At 71.7% G+C, this 16613-nt stretch carries 14 protein-coding genes and 2 riboswitches; of the genes, 12 read left to right on the top strand and 2 right to left on the bottom strand.

Annotated features, from left to right (window positions below; all coding sequences use genetic code 11):
- The 5 genes from ABD151_RS03810 to ABD151_RS03830 form a co-directional block, all read left to right on the top strand.
- A partial coding sequence (locus ABD151_RS03810; protein WP_343991503.1) for a cobaltochelatase subunit CobN occupies positions 1-3348 on the top strand: 3348 nt, incomplete at its 5' end.
- Complete coding sequence (gene cobF, locus ABD151_RS03815; protein WP_343991505.1) at positions 3345-4091, top strand: precorrin-6A synthase (deacetylating); 747 nt, start codon at positions 3345-3347, stop codon at positions 4089-4091. The genes ABD151_RS03810 and cobF, both read left to right, overlap by 4 nt.
- Positions 4088-5575, top strand: a complete 1488-nt coding sequence (locus ABD151_RS03820) for a cobyric acid synthase (protein WP_343991507.1) — start codon at positions 4088-4090, stop codon at positions 5573-5575. Before cobF ends, ABD151_RS03820 begins: the two co-directional genes overlap by 4 nt.
- Entirely contained in the window at positions 5575-6303 is a 729-nt protein-coding gene (locus ABD151_RS03825; protein ID WP_343991509.1) for a cobalt-precorrin-6A reductase, read from the top strand. The genes ABD151_RS03820 and ABD151_RS03825 overlap by 1 nt, the downstream gene beginning before the upstream one ends.
- Positions 6304-6879: 576 nt before the next feature.
- Positions 6880-8283, top strand: coding sequence for an HNH endonuclease signature motif containing protein (locus ABD151_RS03830; RefSeq protein ID WP_343991512.1), 1404 nt, complete (start codon positions 6880-6882; stop codon positions 8281-8283).
- Between the two features lie 204 nt (positions 8284-8487).
- On the opposite strand, the gene ABD151_RS03835 is transcribed toward ABD151_RS03830, so the two are convergent.
- Together ABD151_RS03835 and ABD151_RS03840 are read right to left on the bottom strand one after the other, a co-directional pair.
- Positions 8488-9324 carry a CbtA family protein gene (locus ABD151_RS03835; protein WP_343991514.1) on the bottom strand — a complete coding sequence of 279 codons (837 nt, stop codon included), beginning with the start codon at positions 9322-9324 and terminating at the stop codon, positions 8488-8490.
- A 13-nt stretch (positions 9325-9337) separates the two neighbouring features.
- Positions 9338-9568 carry a CbtB domain-containing protein gene (locus tag ABD151_RS03840; RefSeq protein WP_343991516.1) on the bottom strand — a complete coding sequence of 77 codons (231 nt, stop codon included), beginning with the start codon at positions 9566-9568 and terminating at the stop codon, positions 9338-9340.
- Positions 9569-9808: 240 nt separating this feature from the next.
- Positions 9809-10011, top strand: a riboswitch (cobalamin riboswitch).
- A 19-nt stretch (positions 10012-10030) separates the two neighbouring features.
- On the opposite strand from ABD151_RS03840, the gene ABD151_RS03845 reads away from it, so the two are divergent.
- The 7 genes from ABD151_RS03845 to ABD151_RS03875 form a co-directional block, all read left to right on the top strand.
- A complete protein-coding gene (locus ABD151_RS03845; RefSeq protein WP_343991518.1) occupies positions 10031-11020 on the top strand; it encodes an ABC transporter substrate-binding protein in 990 nt (329 codons plus the stop codon).
- Entirely contained in the window at positions 11017-12093 is a 1077-nt protein-coding gene (locus ABD151_RS03850; RefSeq protein WP_343991520.1) for a FecCD family ABC transporter permease, read from the top strand. The genes ABD151_RS03845 and ABD151_RS03850 overlap by 4 nt, the downstream gene beginning before the upstream one ends.
- 16 nt (positions 12094-12109) lie before the next feature.
- On the top strand, positions 12110-12946 hold the full coding sequence (locus ABD151_RS03855; RefSeq protein ID WP_343991522.1) for an ABC transporter ATP-binding protein: 837 nt from the start codon (positions 12110-12112) through the stop codon (positions 12944-12946).
- Complete coding sequence (locus ABD151_RS03860; RefSeq protein WP_343991524.1) at positions 12943-13653, top strand: (2Fe-2S) ferredoxin domain-containing protein; 711 nt, start codon at positions 12943-12945, stop codon at positions 13651-13653. The genes ABD151_RS03855 and ABD151_RS03860 overlap by 4 nt, the downstream gene beginning before the upstream one ends.
- A gap of 8 nt (positions 13654-13661) precedes the next feature.
- A riboswitch (cobalamin riboswitch) is annotated at positions 13662-13845 on the top strand.
- Positions 13846-13897: 52 nt separating this feature from the next.
- A complete protein-coding gene (locus tag ABD151_RS03865) occupies positions 13898-14935 on the top strand; it encodes an ABC transporter substrate-binding protein (protein ID WP_343991526.1) in 1038 nt (345 codons plus the stop codon).
- On the top strand, positions 14932-15960 hold the full coding sequence (locus ABD151_RS03870) for a FecCD family ABC transporter permease (RefSeq protein WP_343991528.1): 1029 nt from the start codon (positions 14932-14934) through the stop codon (positions 15958-15960). Before ABD151_RS03865 ends, ABD151_RS03870 begins: the two co-directional genes overlap by 4 nt.
- Positions 15957-16613 (top strand): ABC transporter ATP-binding protein (locus tag ABD151_RS03875; protein WP_343991530.1); only part of this gene is annotated, 657 nt, incomplete at its 3' end. The genes ABD151_RS03870 and ABD151_RS03875, both read left to right, overlap by 4 nt.

A 16613-nucleotide genomic window follows, 5' to 3' on the forward strand; every position in this document is an offset into this window, starting at 1 on the left:
CCCGCCCAGGCGCACCGCTACCTCGCCGAGGGCGGCCCGGAGAACCTGGCCCAGCTGCATGCCTTCCTCGCCGACACCGTGCTGCTCACCGGCGTCGGCTTCGAGCCGCCGGCCACCCTTCCCGCGTGGGGGTTCGCGGAGCGACCCGCCGGCGACGCCACACTCCCCCGGATCGGCATCCTCTACTACCGCGCGCACCAGGCCAGCGGGAACACCGCCTTCGCGCACGACCTGGCCGACGCCGTCGACGCCACCGGCCGGGCGGTCGGCGTGCCGATCTTCGCGGGCTCGCTGCGTGCCGCCACCGACGACCTCTACGAGGCGCTGGGCACCCTCGATGCACTGATCGTCACCGTGCTGGCAGCCGGCGGATCGGTGCCGGCCACCGCCAGCGCCGGCGGAGACGACGAGGCGTGGGACGTCGAGCGGATGGCGGCGCTCGACATCCCCGTGCTGCAAGGGCTCTGCCTGACCAACAGCCGCGCCGAGTGGGAGGCGTCGGACGACGGCATCAGCCCGCTCGACTACGCCAACCAGATCGCGATCCCCGAGTTCGACGGCCGGATCACCACCGCCCCGTTCTCCTTCAAGGAGATCGATGAGGACGGGCTTCCGCACTATGTGGCCGACCCCGAGCGCGCAGCGCGCGTCGCCGGGATCGCGGTCAACCACGCCCGCCTGCGCCACCTTCCGAACGCGGAGAAGCGACTCGCCCTGGTGCTCTCCGCCTACCCGACCAAGCACGCCCGGATCGGCAACGCCGTCGGCTTCGACACGCCGGTCTCCGCGATCCGGATGCTGCGCCGGCTGCGCGCGGAGGGCTACGACCTCGGCAGCGACAACACCATCACCGCGCTGCTCGACCACGAGCAGACGCCGGAGGCGGAGACCGCTGCCGGTGACGCCCTGATCCATGCCCTGATCGCGGCCGGCGGACAGGACGAGGAGTGGCTGACCTCGGCGCAGCTGACCGACGCCCACGTCCGGATCACCGCCGAGCAGTATCGGGCCTGGACCGCGCACCTGCCCGCTGAGCTGCGGGACGCGATGACCGAGGCCTGGGGCGAGGCGCCGGGCTCCCTGTTCGTCAACGAGGACGGCGAGCTGGTGCTCGCCACCCTGACCGCCGGCAACATCGTGATCCTGATCCAGCCGCCCCGCGGCTTCGGCGAGAACCCGGTGGCGATCTACCACGATCCCGACCTGCCGGTGAGCCACCACTACCTGGCCGCCTACCGCTGGCTGGAGGCAGCACCGTCGACCGGAGGCTTCGGCGCCGACGCCGTCGTCCACCTCGGCAAGCACGGCTCGATGGAGTGGCTGCCCGGCAAGAACGCCGCGCTCTCGGACTCCTGCGGCCCCGACGCCACGCTGGGCAACCTCCCGCTGATCTACCCGTTCCTGGTCAACGACCCCGGCGAGGGCGCCCAGGCCAAGCGCCGCGCGCACGCCACCATCGTCGACCACCTGGTGCCGCCGATGGCCCGCGCCGAGTCCTACGGCGACATCGCGCGGCTCGAGGCGCTGCTGGAGGAGTACGACAAGATCTCGACGATGGACCCGGCCAAGCTGCCGGCGATCCGTGGCGAGATCTGGCAGCTGATGCATGCCGCCCAGCTGCACCGCGACCTCGGCCTCGAGGAGCGCCCGGACGATGAGGAGTTCGACGACTTCCTGCTCCACGTCGACGGCTGGCTGTGCGAGATCAAGGACGCGCAGATCCGCGACGGTCTGCACATCCTGGGCGGCGCCCCGACCGGCGAGGCCCGGGTCAACCTGGTGCTCTCGATCCTGCGTGCCGGCCAGGTCTGGGGCGGCGTCGGCAACGCCGTCCCCGGGCTGCGTGGCGCACTGGGCCTGAGCCCGGACGCGCCCACCGTCGAGGTCGACGCGATCGAGGCGCAGGCCCGCGCACTCGTCGAGGCGATGGAGAAGGCCGACTGGGACCCGGCGACCGCAGAGACCCTGCACGGCGAGGCCGAGGTGGTCCGGGTGCTGGAGTTCGCGGCCACCCAGGTGGTCCCCCGGCTGGCCCGCACCACCGACGAGCTCGACGCGGTGCTGCACGCGCTGGCCGGCGGCTTCGTGCCGGCCGGCCCCTCCGGCTCGCCGTTGCGCGGCCTGGTCAACGTGCTGCCGACCGGCCGCAACTTCTACACCGTCGACCCGCGCGCGGTGCCGAGCCGTCTGGCCTGGCAGACCGGCCAGGCGATGGCCGACTCGCTGCTGCAGCGCTACCTCGACGAGACCGGCGAGTACCCGACCTCGGTCGGCCTCTCGGTCTGGGGCACCAGCGCGATGCGCACCAGCGGCGACGACGCCGCCGAAGTCCTTGCCCTGTTGGGCGTTCGCCCCGAGTGGGACGAGCAGTCGCGCCGGGTCAGCAACCTGGTCGTGGTGCCGCTGGAGGAGCTCGGCCGTCCCCGGATCGACGTCACGGTGCGGATCTCGGGCTTCTTCCGCGACGCCTTCCCGCACGTGGTCGCGATGCTGGACGACGCCGTGCGCCTGGTCGCCGATCTGGACGAGCCCGCCGAGCAGAACTTCGTGCGGGCACACACCCAGGCCGATCTCGCCGAGCACGGCGACGAGCGTCGGGCCCGGACCCGGATCTTCGGCTCCAAGCCGGGCTCCTACGGAGCCGGGATCCTGCAGCTGATCGAGTCCGGCACCTGGCGCGACGACAAGGACCTGGCCGAGGTCTACACCGCATGGGGCGGCTTCGCCTACGGCCGCGACCTGGACGGGGCTCCGGCCGCCGACGACATGCGCACCAACTACCGCCGGATCAAGGTGGCGGCGAAGAACATCGACTCCGCCGAGCACGACATCGCCGACTCCGACGACTACTTCCAGTACCACGGCGGCATGGTCGCCACGGTGCGCGCGCTGACCGGGGCCGACCCGAAGGCGTACGTGGGCGACTCCACCTCGCCGGATGCGATCCGCACCCGCACCCTGCAGGAGGAGACCAACCGGGTCTTCCGGGCCCGGGTGGTCAACCCACGTTGGATCGCGGCCATGCAGCGGCACGGCTACAAGGGCGCCTTCGAGTTGGCCGCGACCGTCGACTACCTCTTCGGGTTCGACGCCACGGCGGGCGTCGTCCACGACTGGATGTACGAGTCGTTGGCCTCCTCCTATGTGCTCGACGAGGCCAACCAGCAGTTCCTGCGCACCTCCAACCCGTGGGCGCTGCGCGGCATCGTCGAGCGACTGCACGAGGCCGCCGAGCGCGGCTTGTGGGCGGAGCCGGACGCGGAGATCCTGAGCGCGTTGCAGCGGGTCTACCTCGAGGTGGAGGGCGACCTGGAGGCCGACGACAGCGAGGAAGACGCCCGGCCATGACCCTCCTTCACGTCGTCGGCTTCGGGATGGGGCCGCACCATCTGACCTGGGAGGCCGCGCAGGCGCTCACCGAGGCCGACTACGTGCTGGCGGTCCGCAAGGGTCCCAGCGACCCACTGCTGGAGGTGCGCCGGGCGATCTGCGACTCGTTCGGCGTGGAGCTGGTCGAGGTCAGCGATCCCGAGCGCGACCGGGACGATCCGGCCGACTACCCGGCCGCGGTCCGCGACTGGCACCGCGCCCGGGTGGCCGCCTTCGCCGAGGAGATCGCCGAGCGGGAGGGCACCGGCGCCTTCCTGGTCTGGGGCGATCCGTCCTTGTACGACTCGACGCTGCGCGTGCTGGAGCAGATCGCCGAGCTGGTCGAGGTGACCTGGACGGTGGTGCCCGGGATCAGTGCCCCGCAGATCCTCGCGGCGCGCCACGGCGTCGTGCTGCACGACGTCGGCGGACCGGTGCACGTGACCACCTCGCGCCGGTTGCGGGCCGAGATCGACGCCGGGCAAGGGAACCTGGTGGTCATGCTGACCTCCGACCGCACCCTCGCCGACCTCGCCGACCCGGCCCTGGCCGACTGGCGGATCTGGTGGGGCGCCAACCTCGGTGCGGCCGGCGAGCAGCTGGTGGCGGGACGGCTCGGGGACGTCGTCGCCGAGCTGCGCGCGGCACGCGAGGCCGCCCGGGAGTCGGCCGGCTGGGTGATGGACCTGTTCCTGCTCCGCGCACCGGAGCAGGCGCGATGAGCGGACTGCTGATCGCCGGCACCACCTCGGACGCCGGCAAGTCGGTCGTCACCACCGGCTTGTGCCGGGCGCTGGCCCGCCGCGGAGTCTCGGTGGCGCCGTACAAGGCGCAGAACATGTCGAACAACTCGATGGTCTGTGCCGACCCGCAGGCGACGACCGCCGAGGGCACCGCCGAGATCGGCAGAGCCCAATGGGTGCAGGCGTTGGCGGCCCAGGTGACGCCCGAGCCGGCGATGAACCCGGTCCTGCTCAAGCCCGGCTCGGACCGGCGCAGCCATGTGGTGGTGATGGGCCACCCGGCCGGCGAGGTCTCGGCCACCGACTTCGCCACCGGGCGCCGGCACCTGGCTGCCGCTGCGCATGCCGCCTTCGACGACCTTGCCGCCCGCTTCGAGGTGGTGATCGCGGAGGGCGCCGGCTCCCCCGCCGAGATCAACCTCCGCGCCAGCGACTACGTCAACATGGGCCTGGCCCGGCACGCCTCGCTGCCGGTCGTCGTGGTCGGCGACATCGACCGCGGCGGGCTCTTCGCCGCGATGTACGGAACCCTTGCCCTGTTGGACCCTGAGGATCAGGCCCTGGTCTGCGGCTTCGTGGTGAACAAGTTCCGCGGCGACCTCGGCCTGCTCCGTCCGGGGCTCACCTCCCTGGAGGGGTTGACCGGACGCACCGTGCACGGCGTGCTGCCCTGGCACCCCGACCTCTGGCTGGACTCCGAGGACGCCCTCGACCTGGAGGGGCGCCGGAGCCGTGGTGGTGCCCGGGCCCGGGTAGCCGTCGTGCGGCTCCCCCGGATCAGCAACTTCACCGACGTCGACGCACTGGGCCTGGAGCCCTCCTTGGACGTCGTCTTCGCCTCCGACCCGCGCGACCTGGCCGACGCCGACCTCGTCGTCCTGCCGGGCACCCGCGCCACGATCAGCGACCTGGCCTGGCTGCGTTCGCGCGGCCTCGACGTCGCGTTGGCGATGCATGTCGCGGCAGGGCGCCCGTTGCTGGGCATCTGCGGAGGCTTCCAGATGCTGGGCGAGCGGGTCGTTGACCCCGACGGCGTCGAGGGTGAGGCCGGTGCGGAGGTGGCGGGGTTGGGCCTGTTGGGGGTCTCCACCCTCTTCGGTGCCGAGAAGGTGCTCCGGCTCCCCTCCGGCACCGCGCTGGGCGCGGAGGCTGCGGGCTACGAGATCCACCACGGACGGATCACCCGGGGCGACGGCGTCGAGGAGTTCCTGGGCGGTGCGCGTGCCGGGAACGTCTTCGGCACCATGTGGCACGGAAGCCTGGAGAGCGATGGTTTCCGCCGGGCCTTCTTGACCGAGGCCCTCGGCATCGCGCCGTCGACGGTCAGCTTCCCGGCGGCTCGGGAGCGCCGGATGGAGCTGCTCGCCGACCTGGTCGAGGAGCACCTGGACGTCGACGCCCTGCTGACGCTGGCGCGCTCCGGTGCGCCGCGCGACCTGCCCACGCTGCGTGGCGGTCTGTGATGCGGGTGCTGCTGCTCGGCGGAACAGCCGAGGCCCGCGAGCTGGCGGTGCTGTTGGTGGATGCCGGCATCGAGGTCGTCTCATCGTTGGCCGGGCGGGTGGCCCGGCCGCGGCTGCCGGTCGGCCCGGTGCGGATCGGCGGCTTCGGCGGCGTCACCGGGCTGCGGAGCGCGTTGGCGGAGTTCGATCTGGTGGTCGACTCCACGCATCCGTTCGCGCAAGGGATGAGCGCCAACGCGGCGGCGGCCTGCGCCGCCGAGGCGAAGCCCTTGCTCCGCCTGGAGCGTCCCGGCTGGACGCCCGACCCGCGTTGGCACTACGTGGCCACGCATGAGGAGGCGGCGGAGCTGGCGGCTCTGCTCGGGGGGAGACCGTTCATCACGGTCGGCCGCCAGGAGCTGCACCGGTTCGCTCAGCGGTTGGGCGACGCCGAGGTGCTCGCCCGGGTGGTGGACCAGCCCAGCGCCGACCTGCCCACGTCGTGGCGCCTGATCCTCAGTCGCGGGCCGTACACCCATGACGGCGACCTCGCACTGATGCGCGAGCACCGCACCGATGTGTTGGTCACCAAGGACTCCGGCGGCACCTACACCTGGTCGAAGATGACCGCCGCCGCCGAGCTGGGCATCCCGGTCGTGCTGGTCGCGCGGCCGGCACCCGACGACGGTGTCCCGGTCGTCGACTCAGCCGCCGCCGCGCACGCCTGGGTGACCGCCCGCCTGGGCTGATGGGACTCTGTCGTGTCGCACGGGCGTTGTATTGCTCCTAGCGCTGGGCACGCTGTGGTGGTGATCCTCTCGGCGCGGTGGGCGGGCCGGCTCCGTGAAGGTCCAACAGCTTGCAGGCAAGCGTGTCGACGAGGCGTTCGTCCTTCAGCCGCAATGCTTCTCGCGGACGGGTGACGAGATGTGACCAGTAATGGGTGGTACTGGTCCATCGCAGCGGCGCGGGCCCTTGCTTGTCGGGCGCGGGCGCTGAGCAAGGCGCGGACCGCCTGGCCTGTTCGTCCTTGGCTGCGGCCTGGGCCCGGCCAGCTGGCCGGGGCAGCTCGGGGGCGTCTCAAACACCGATCGGGGCCGACTTGCCGCTCATCCGGCGATGGACTCGGTTGGGTCGAGCGACCTGGCGGATCTCGATTCCTGCTGCATGGCGGTACGGGTGATGCCGGCGCAGTAGGAACAGACGCGATCGAGGCTGGCCGGAGCACAGGTTCGCTGGACCAGCAGGGCGACAGTCGGAGGGTGCGGCACGACGATCAGGGCATCTCCAGTCTTACTGTCGGAGGGTGCTGATGGACTGTTCTCATGATCGAGATCGACGCCACGCACACTCCGTATGAGGTCAGTGACCTCGATGCGGGGTGCTTGCTTGCGGTGATCTCCGAAGGCCGTCATTCCGCGTTGGTGTTGGGGCGTCAGCAACTGCGGTTGGCGCATCAGTGGTGTGTGGTCAATCCCGTGGTGGACGGCGGGTCGTCGGCTTCGTGGTGTGACGATGCGGCGTTCGCCTCGCTGGATCTGGACGACTTCCTCGGGGGTGAGGGAACGCCGGCGGTGGCGGCGTTCGCTGCTGAGGAGTTCGCGGCGGCCTCGGGTGTCTCCCGTCATGCGGCGCTCTCGCTGCTGGCGGATGCGTTGGATCTGCACCACCGCCTCCCGTTGCTGTGGGCGCAGGTCGAGTTGTTGGAGGTGCCCGGCTGGAAGGCTCGCCGGGTCGCTGAGCTCACCCGCAAGCTCTCCCGGGAAGCAGCCGCCTGGTTCGACCAGACACTTGCGGACGGCGAGCGCTACGGCTGGCCCACCATCGAACGCACCCTGGCGATGGCGGTGGCGAAGTTCCATCCGGAGCTGATCCGCGACAAGAACGGCCCGCTCACCAAGGCGGACTGGGATGTGCGACTTGAGCACCGCTACGGGCCTGACGGCGCGGCCTCGGGCACCTCGACGTTGGACGTGGTGGGCGACTCACTGGACCTGGCGCGGTTCCACGACCTGGTCTGCGACGAGGCGGAGAAGTTGAAGCGCGCGGGTGACACCGACACGCTGGGCCAGCGCAAGGCCAAGGCACTCGGCAGCATCGCGGAGGCGCAGGGCACGCTGGACTACGAAGGTTCCGACGGGCTCGACCACCGCGACCACCGCGACCACCCTGACGACACTGCCGGTGCGGCAAGGGGGCCCGCGTCGCAACGGCGTCGCCAGGACCGCGGGCTCCGAGTCTTCGTGCACACCACGCTGGCCGACCTCTTCGGCACCGACGACCTGACGCTTGCCGACACCGATCGCCTCGGGCCGGTCCTCATCGAGCAGCTCACCGACTGGCTGAAGCGGCACGGCTCCATCGCCTCCATCACCCCGGTCATCGACCTCAACCGCACCGGCGCGGTCGACCGGCACGACCCGCCCGCCTGGATGGCCGAGCAGGTCCGGATCAGAGATCAGCACTGCGTGTTCCCACACTGCTCGCGTTCATCAGCCGACGCGGACCTCGACCACATCGACCCGTATGACGCCGGTACCAATGAACTGCGTGGCCCACCCGGCCAGACGAACCCCGAGAACCTCGCCCCGTTGTGCAGACGCCACCACCTGGCGAAGACCTTCGCCGGCTGGCGCTACGTCCGCAACCGAGACGGCACCTACACCTGGCACAACCAGCACGGCCATACCTGGCTGGTCACCGCCCTCGGCACCATCCAACTCGAGTAAGCGACAGCGCCACCGACACCTCCGGCAGCCTCCCTGGCACCGGAGGCATCGGCGCGCCCCAGGCCCGCCGCCGCCCCACTCCGACGCGCTGCGAAGCGCTCAACAGGCTCGACCACCGCGTGGGGACGCCCAACAGCCCGCCGCCTCCGGAGCCACATGGTCCCCGGAGGCGGCGGGCTGCTCAAGCGTGCGCGAAGCGTGCTGTCAGGCGAGTGCGGCGGTGCGCTGCGGGACCCGCGCCAGCAGCGCGGTCAACGCGATGCCCAAGGAGCCCCAGAGCGCGGCGAGGGTCAGCAGTGAGGAGACCCGGAACTCCCACAGCACGTCGGCCGGGAAGTCGCCGAGCTCGTTGACCGCGGGCATCACGGCTGCGGCCACCGCGACGACCACGACATAGCCGACGGCACTGGCCACGATCGCCCAGTAGCCACCGATCCTCGGCGCGATCTGCTTCGCGACCACCACCGCGATCACCATCGCCGCCAGCGAGATCAGCAGGAACATGAAGTAGTAGCTCGTGCGCTCACCGATGGTGTCCCCGCTGCCCACCGCCGGAGGTGCGGCGGGGTACTTCAGGAACGGCACCAACGCGAAGGCGACGAAGCCGAGCGCCGTCACCAGCGCGGTGGAGCCGACCAGCCGGAGGCGTCCGAGGCGGCCGGCCGCGGCAGCTGCCACCAGGGCCACGATCCCACCCAGCGCGACCCCGATCGCGACGGTGGCGGTGGCCAGGCCCCAGGTCTTCTGGGTGTCCCGGCTGATCCCGCCGCCCTCGTCACCGTGCGAGTGGCCACCAGCCGCCTCACTGTGCTCGTGCTCGTGCGCAGCCTCGTCGCCGTGCTCGTGCGCAGCCTCGTCGGCGTGCTCGTGCGCCGCGTCGTCGGCAACCGTCTCCGGCGCCTCGGCAGCCGAGGCCGCCTCCTCCAGCGAGATCGCGGAGTCGATCGGTGGCTCACCCACGGTGAACGCCACCAGGAACGTGAACAGACCGGCGATCAGACCCGCCAGCAGCCCACGCACCAAGAAGGTACGTGCAGTCATCGAACGCCCCCGCTCAGTGGCACGGGTAGCCGAGCAGGTGCCGGCCGTCGTGCACCCACTCGTGGATCGCGGTCCCGGCCGGGATCGAGACGGCGCCCTGGTCGGCGCTGATGAAGAAGATGACCAGCGCGCCGAGCAGACCGAAGAAGAGCGCCCACGGCGCGAGCTCGCGCAGGTCGACGGTCGGCAGTTCGACGGCGGGCAGGTCAGAGGCGCCGAGAGGCGCGGCAGCAAGCTGCGACATGGTGTTCTCCTCACAGGGTGATGCGCCCTGGATGGAAGTGCGTCAGAAAGCGGGCCCTGGGTCTGACTTCACCGCCGAGGCGATGTCACAGCAGCGCGACTGTGCCGGACTCACACCGGCTTCCAGAGGCTCGCAGATCGCAGGGTACTCCCTGTGTCCGGTCCTGTCTGCATGGTGGACGCCACATGCTGGACACCGCGGCCATCGGTCCCATCCGGACCGGATCCCCCACCCCCGGTGGTACCTTCGGACCGCCGTGGTGTTCGGGAAGCCGGTCTGAAGCCGGCGCGGCCCTCGCCACTGTAGTCACGGAGTCACGTGACCCTCGCGCTCCTGCTCCCGCAGCAGGTGCGGCGCCACTGCCAGGCAGCATCGGTGGGAAGGCGTGGTCACCACGATCTTGATGTGAAAGCCAGGAGACCGGCCACGGCGCACCACAACCACGAGGGTCCTGGAGTACTCATGCTCATCCGTTCCGTTCTGCCTGTCATCGTCGCCGGTCTCGCGCTCAGCGCCTGCGCCGGATCGCCCGAGGACGACGCCACGCCGGCCTCCGCCGCCGACGACCGCTTCCCCGTCGAGGTCACCAGCTGTGGCCACACCAGCACCATCACCGCGGAGCCGTCGAAGGTGGTCACCCTGAACCAGGGCGCCACCGAGGTCGTGCTCGCCCTCGACCTGGCCGACCAGCTCGCCGGCACCGCCTACCTGGACGACGCCGTCCCCGCCAAGTGGAAGGCCGCCTACGACGCCGTCCCGGTGCTCGCCAAGGAGTACCCGACCCACGAGGCCTTCCTCGCCAGCGAGCCCGACTTCGCCTACGCCTCGTACGCCTCGGCGTTCGAGCCCAAGGTGGCGGGCAGCCCTGCCGAGCTCGACCGGGCGGGCATCGCCTCCTACCTCTCCCCCTTCGGCTGCGACGACAAGGCGCAGCGCCCGGAGGTCTCCTTCGACTCGGTCTGGGAGGAGGTCACCCAGGTGGCCTCCGCCCTCGGCCACCCGGAGAACGCGACGACGCTGATCGACGAGCAACGCCGCACCCTGGCCGGCCTGGAGGAGGCCGCGGCCGGCGACGACCTCGACGTCTTCTGGTACGACTCCGGCACCAAGACGCCCTTCGTCGGCGGCAACTCCGGCGGGCCGCAGCTGGTGCTGGACGCGATCGGCGCCGACAACATCTTCGACGACCTCGACGGCGCCTGGGGCGACGGCAATTGGGAGGACGTGATCGCCGCGGATCCTGACGTGATCGTGCTCGCCGATGCCGCGTGGGACTCGGCCGACGACAAGATCGCCTACCTGAGCAAGGACCCGGTCCTGAAGTCGCTGACGGCGGTCAAGAACAAGGCGTTCGTGACCATTCCGTTCTCCGAGTCCACTGCCGGCGTCCGCCTGGTCGACGGGGCCGGCAGCGTCGCGGCGCAGATCACCGAGCTCGGCCTGACCCGATGACGGCGGCAGGCCGACGCCTGCCCTACGCCACCCTGTTCCTGCTGGCCCTGCTCGGCTTGGGACTCTCCGCCGCCGTGGCCCTGGGCATCGGCTCGGTCGACGTGCCGGTGCCCCGGGTCCTCGCCGTCGTCGCCCGCCGCTGCGGGCTCGGTGACGCGCCCTTCGGGGGCGCGCCGGTCTCGTTGCTGGAGGACCAGCTGGTGTGGCAGCTCCGGCTCCCCCGGGTCCTCGGCGCTGCGGCGGTGGGCGCGGTGCTGGCGGTCTGTGGCGCGGTCCTCCAGTCGTTGACCCGCAACGATCTCGCCGACCCGTACCTGCTCGGCGTCTCGAGCGGGGCCTCGGTCGGCGCGGTCGCGGTGATCGTCTTCGGGTCGGGCTGGCTGGCCTCGCTGACCGCGGGAACCAGCCTGGCCGGCGTCAGCGCCCTGGCGCTCGCCGCGTTCGTCGGCGCCCTGGCGGCGCTGGCGGCGGTGCTGGTGATCGCCAGCGGCCGCACCGGCACCCTGGCACCCGCCCGCACCGTGCTGGCCGGCGTCGCGGTCTCCTACCTGTGCACCGCCTGGACCTCGGTGGCGGTGCTCTCCGCAGGTGACGACGGCGCCGCCCGCCGGGTGCTGACCTGGACCCTCGGCTCGATGGCCGGGGTCCGCTGGGAGAGCGCCGCACTGCTCGCCGGTTGCGCGCTCGGGAGCGTCGTCCTGTTCAGCTGCTTCGCCGACCGCCTCGACGGGTTCACCTTCGGTGAGCTCTCCGCGCGCTCGCTCGGCGTCGACGTGACGGCGACCCGCTGGATGCTGATGGTCGCCACCGCCCTGGTCACCGCGGTGGCGGTGGCGGTGACCGGTGCGATCGGCTTCGTCGGGCTGGTCGTGCCGCACCTGGTCCGGCCGCTCGTCGGCCACGGGCATCGACGGCTGCTGCCGACCTGCGCGCTGGCCGGCGCGATCCTGCTGCTCTGGGCGGACACCGCTGCGCGCTCCGTGCTGCCCAGCAGCGAGCTGCCGATCGGCGCGATCACGGCGCTGGTCGGCGTGCCCGTGCTGGTGATCCTGATGATGCGGAGGACGACCTGATGCGAAGGACGAACCGATGACCTCACTCAAGCCCAGCCCCGTGATCACGGACGCGACCGGGCCGAGCGTCAGCGCCCTCGCCGCCACCGGGCTGACCGTCCGGCTCGGCGGCCGCACGGTGCTCGACGACGTCTCGATCACGGTGGGCTCCGGCCGGGTCACCGGCCTGCTGGGGCCCAACGGCTCCGGCAAGTCCACCCTGTTGCAGGTGCTCGGCGGCCTGCGCCGCCCCGAGGTGGGCGTGGTCCTGCTCGACGGCGACGACGTCGCCCGGCTCGGCACCCGCCGACGGGCCCGACGGATCGCCCTGGTCGAGCAGGAGGCGCAGGCCGCCGCCGAGCTCACCGCCCGCCAGGTCGTCGGCTTGGGCCGGCTTCCGCACCGCCGCGGCGGCTGGGGCACGGCACGGGACCCGCAGGGTGGGGCGGTCGTCGCCACCGCGATGGCGCAGGTCCGGATCACCCACCTGGCCGATCGGCTCTGGAGCACCCTGTCGGGCGGCGAGCGGCAGCGCTGTCACCTGGCACGTGCGATCGCGCAGGAACCCCGGGTGCTGCTGCTCGACGAGCCCACCAACCACCTCGACCTGGGCCAGCAGCTGCGCTTCCTGACCCTGGTCCGCCAGCTTCCGCTGACCTGCGTGGTCGCGCTCCACGACCTGGAGCTCGCCACCGCCTTCTGCGACGACGTCGTCGTGCTGGACGCCGGCCGGGTGATGCGGGCGGGTCCGGTCCGTCACGCCTTGACCCCCGACCTCCTTGCCGACGTGTACCGCGTCCGGGCCGAGGTCAGCGCCCACCCTCGCCTCCCTCGCGACCACCTCGCCTGGGACGACTTCCTGGAGACACCATGAGCACCCACCACCTGATCGTCGCGATGTCGCCGGCCGACCCGGGCCTGCGCGACGAGCTGAACCACACCGCGCGCCGCCTCGGCGCCGACCTCGCCTTCCTGCAGATCGGCACTCCCAGCCTCGGCACCGCCCTGACCCGGCTCGCGGACGGCGGCGCGGAGCGGATCGTGCTGGTCGCGCTGACCACCTCCCGGCTCAGTCCGGGCGTCTCGTGGCTGCGCCGGATCGCCGACGCCTGGTGGCGCGAGCACGGTGCCCAGGCACCCGAGGTCGCCACCGCATCGCGCCTGTTCCGCTCGCTGCCCGAGCTGGAGGTGCTCTGGGAGCAGGCGATCGCGACCGCGACCCCGGTCCGCGGCACCGGGCCCGGTCTGCGCTCGGACGCATGGGAGAGCGTCCCGGGCCACCGCCACCAGGTCCTCGTCTGTCGCGGCCCGCGGTGCACCGCGGCGGGCGCCGAGCAGACCACCGAGGCCCTGGTGCTGGAGCTGATGCGCCACGAGCTCGGCGACGACGACGTGCTGATCACCCACACCGGCTGCCAGTTCCCCTGCAACCACGCGCCCGTCCTCAGCGTCCAACCCGACGACGTCTGGTACGGCCGGGTGGACGCCGACGCCGCCCGCGAGATCGTCGACACCCACCTGCGCACCGGCGTTCCGGCGGGGCGCAACCGGTTGCCACGAACCCCTGCACAGCAAGGCTGAACCCGCTCTGCTAGCGTCACAGCGCCAGCCGCCGAAGGAGACTTCAGCAAGGGAACCCGGTGAGATTCCGGGACTGACGCGCAGCGGTGAGGGTGACGGTCGTAGCACATGCCACTGGGCCTCCGGGTCTGGGAAGGCGCTGCGCACCGGGTGATCCCGAGTCCGAAGACCTGCTGGCCCCGCAGCGATCGCTGCAGGTCACAACGGGCTACGCGCACACGCCCGAGGACCTCGAAGGACTCCCGTGTCTCTGCACCCCGTGCGCGCCGCCGGCGCCGCAACGCTTCTCGCACTCACCCTCGGCCTGACTGCCTGTGGCAGTGACGCCGAGAAGGACACCGCCTCCGAGGCCGCCGCCCCCGGGTTCCCCGTGACGTTGACCAACTGTGGTCGCGACCTCACGGTCAACGCACCGCCCGAGCGCGCGGTCTCGCTCAACCAGGGATCGACCGAGATCCTGCTCTCCCTCGGCCTCGGCGACCGGCTCGCCGGCACCGCGACCTGGACCGACCCGGTGCTGGAGAGCCTCGCCGCAGCCAACGAGGAGATCCCCCGCCTCGCCGACAACGCGCCGTCGAAGGAGCGGCTCCTCGACGCCAACCCCGACTTCGTCACCGCCTCCTTCGCGAACACCTTCGGCGAGGGCGGCGTGATCACCCCCGGCGAGCTGGACAAGCTGGAGGTCGGCTCCTACCTCTCCCCCGCCGAGTGCCTGAAGGACAACGAGGGTGACGGCGACGGCGAGCGCGACGGCGTGCTGGAGATCGACGCCATCTACACCGAGATCACCGAGCTCGCCCGGATCTTCGGCGTCGCCGAGCGTGGCGCCGAGCTGGTCGCCGATCTCCAGCAGCGGATGACGGCAGCCACCGAGGCCGCGAGCACCGCCGACGTCAGCGCGCTGTACTGGTTCGCCAACGCCGAATCCCCATACCTGGCTGGCTGTTGCGGCGGACCCGGCATCATCAGCCGGACCCTCGGCATCGAGAACGTCTTCGACGACACCACCGAGGAGTGGCCCCAGATCAACTGGGAGACGGTCGCCGACCGGAACCCCGACGTGCTGGTGCTGGGCGACCTGACCCGCAAGTCGCAGACCGCGGAGACCGGCAAGGCGAAGATCGAGTTCCTCAAGTCGAACCCCGTCACCCGGGAGATGGACGCGGTCAAGAACGACCGCTTCGTGCTGCTCTCCGGTGCCGAGCTCAACCCCTCGATCCGCACCGTCTACGCGGTCGAGAACGTGGCCGCCCAACTGGCCGAGCTCGGGCTCACCCGATGACCTCACGCCGGCTCGCCCTGACCCGGGCCGGCGTCCTGCTGACGGCAGCACCCTTCGTGGTGCTGCTGTCGGCGGCGGCCGCCATCACCGTCGGGCCCTCCGACATCTCCACCCTGGACGTCTACGGCGTCGTCGCCGCGAAGCTCGGTCTCGGCACCTCCGAGCTCACCCTGATCCAGCAGGGGATCGTCTGGGACCTCCGGCTCCCGCGCACCGTGCTGGCCGGGATCTGTGGGGCGGGCCTGGCGATCTGCGGCGTCATCCTGCAATCCCTGCTGCGCAATCCTCTGGCCGATCCGTTCGTCCTGGGGATCTCCTCGGGCGCCTCGACCGGGGCGGTGGCGATCGTCGTCCTGGGCATCGGGGCCGGGTCCATCGGGCTCTCGGCCGGCGCCTTCGTGGGGGCGCTCGCCTCCTTCGCGTTGGTGATCGCGCTGGCCACGTTGGCCGGTGGCACCACCGACCGGCTGGTGCTCTCCGGGATCGCCGCCACCCAGCTCTTCTCCGCGCTCACCTCCTTCATCGTCTTCACCGCCGCTGACGCCGAGCAGACCCGCGGCGTGCTGTTCTGGCTGCTCGGCTCCCTCTCCACCGCCAGCTGGACCGATGTCATCGTCTGTGGCGGCGTGGTCCTGTTCGGTCTGGTGCTCTGTCTCGGCACGGCCTCCTGGCTGGACGCCTTCGCCTTCGGCGCGGATGCCGCCAGCTCGCTCGGCGTGAACGTGGCCCGGACCCGGATGCTGCTGCTGATCCTCACCGCCCTGATGACCGCGGTGATCGTCAGCACCTCCGGCGCGATCGGCTTCGTGGGCCTGGTCCTGCCGCACCTGGCCCGGGCCATCGTCGGGGTCGGCCATCGGCTGCTGCTGCCCTCCGCGGCGTTGATCGGCGCGATCTTCCTGATCTGGGTCGACACCGCCGCGCGTACGGTGCTGGACCCCCAGGAGCTTCCGGTCGGAGTCGCCACCGCCCTGATCGGCGTCCCGGCCTTCGCGCTGGTGCTGTTGCGGAGCAGGCGCGCATGAACCACTCCCTGACCGCCGCCGAGATCGCCTGGGGAACCCGCGACCGCCGGATCCTGCGTGGCGTCGGCCTCGAGGTGCAGTGCGGCGAGACGCTTGCCCTGCTCGGGCCCAACGGCTCCGGAAAGTCCTCGCTGCTGCGCCTTCTCGCCGGCCTGCGCCGCCCGGACGCCGGCAGCATCTCGGTCGGCCACACACCCCTGACGGCACTCTCCAAGCGCGACCTCGCCCGACGCCTGGCACTGGTCGAGCAGGAGGTGAGCAGCGACCTCGACCTGCTGGTCCGCAACGTGATCGAGCTCGGCCGCATCCCGCACCGGCTGCCGTGGTCGCCGTCGTCGGCGGCCGACCTGCAGGCGGTGCGTGACGCCGCCGAGCAGACCGAGATCACGCACACCCTCGACCGGCGCTACCGCTCACTGTCCGGCGGCGAGCGGCAGCGGGTGCAGATCGCCCGGGCGCTGGCCCAGGAGCCCGAGCTGCTGCTCCTCGACGAGCCCACCAACCACCTCGACGTGCGCCACCAGCTGGCTCTGATGGCGCTGGTCGCCTCCATGCCGGTGACCACCGTGGTGGCCTTGCACGACCTGAACCTCGCCGCCGCGTACTGCGATCGCGTGGTGCTGCTGGCGGACGGCGAGGTGGCCGCGATCGGT

It is taken from the genome of Nocardioides dubius (assembly GCF_039528155.1).
GTDB lineage: Bacteria > Actinomycetota > Actinomycetes > Propionibacteriales > Nocardioidaceae > Nocardioides > Nocardioides dubius.

Excerpts from the sequence above, each read along its gene's own strand:
- ABD151_RS03855 (WP_343991522.1), top strand. The coding sequence starts at position 12,110 with ATGACCTCACTCAAGCCCAGCCCCGTGATCACGGACGCGACCGGGCCG.
- ABD151_RS03820 (WP_343991507.1), top strand. The coding sequence starts at position 4,088 with ATGAGCGGACTGCTGATCGCCGGCACCACCTCGGACGCCGGCAAGTCG.
- ABD151_RS03840 (WP_343991516.1), bottom strand. The coding sequence starts at position 9,568 with ATGTCGCAGCTTGCTGCCGCGCCTCTCGGCGCCTCTGACCTGCCCGCC.
- ABD151_RS03850 (WP_343991520.1), top strand. The coding sequence starts at position 11,017 with ATGACGGCGGCAGGCCGACGCCTGCCCTACGCCACCCTGTTCCTGCTG.
- ABD151_RS03845 (WP_343991518.1), top strand. The coding sequence starts at position 10,031 with ATGCTCATCCGTTCCGTTCTGCCTGTCATCGTCGCCGGTCTCGCGCTC.
- ABD151_RS03860 (WP_343991524.1), top strand. The coding sequence starts at position 12,943 with ATGAGCACCCACCACCTGATCGTCGCGATGTCGCCGGCCGACCCGGGC.
- ABD151_RS03870 (WP_343991528.1), top strand. The coding sequence starts at position 14,932 with ATGACCTCACGCCGGCTCGCCCTGACCCGGGCCGGCGTCCTGCTGACG.
- ABD151_RS03830 (WP_343991512.1), top strand. The coding sequence starts at position 6,880 with ATGATCGAGATCGACGCCACGCACACTCCGTATGAGGTCAGTGACCTC.
- ABD151_RS03835 (WP_343991514.1), bottom strand. The coding sequence starts at position 9,324 with ATGACTGCACGTACCTTCTTGGTGCGTGGGCTGCTGGCGGGTCTGATC.
- cobF (WP_343991505.1), top strand. The coding sequence starts at position 3,345 with ATGACCCTCCTTCACGTCGTCGGCTTCGGGATGGGGCCGCACCATCTG.
- ABD151_RS03825 (WP_343991509.1), top strand. The coding sequence starts at position 5,575 with ATGCGGGTGCTGCTGCTCGGCGGAACAGCCGAGGCCCGCGAGCTGGCG.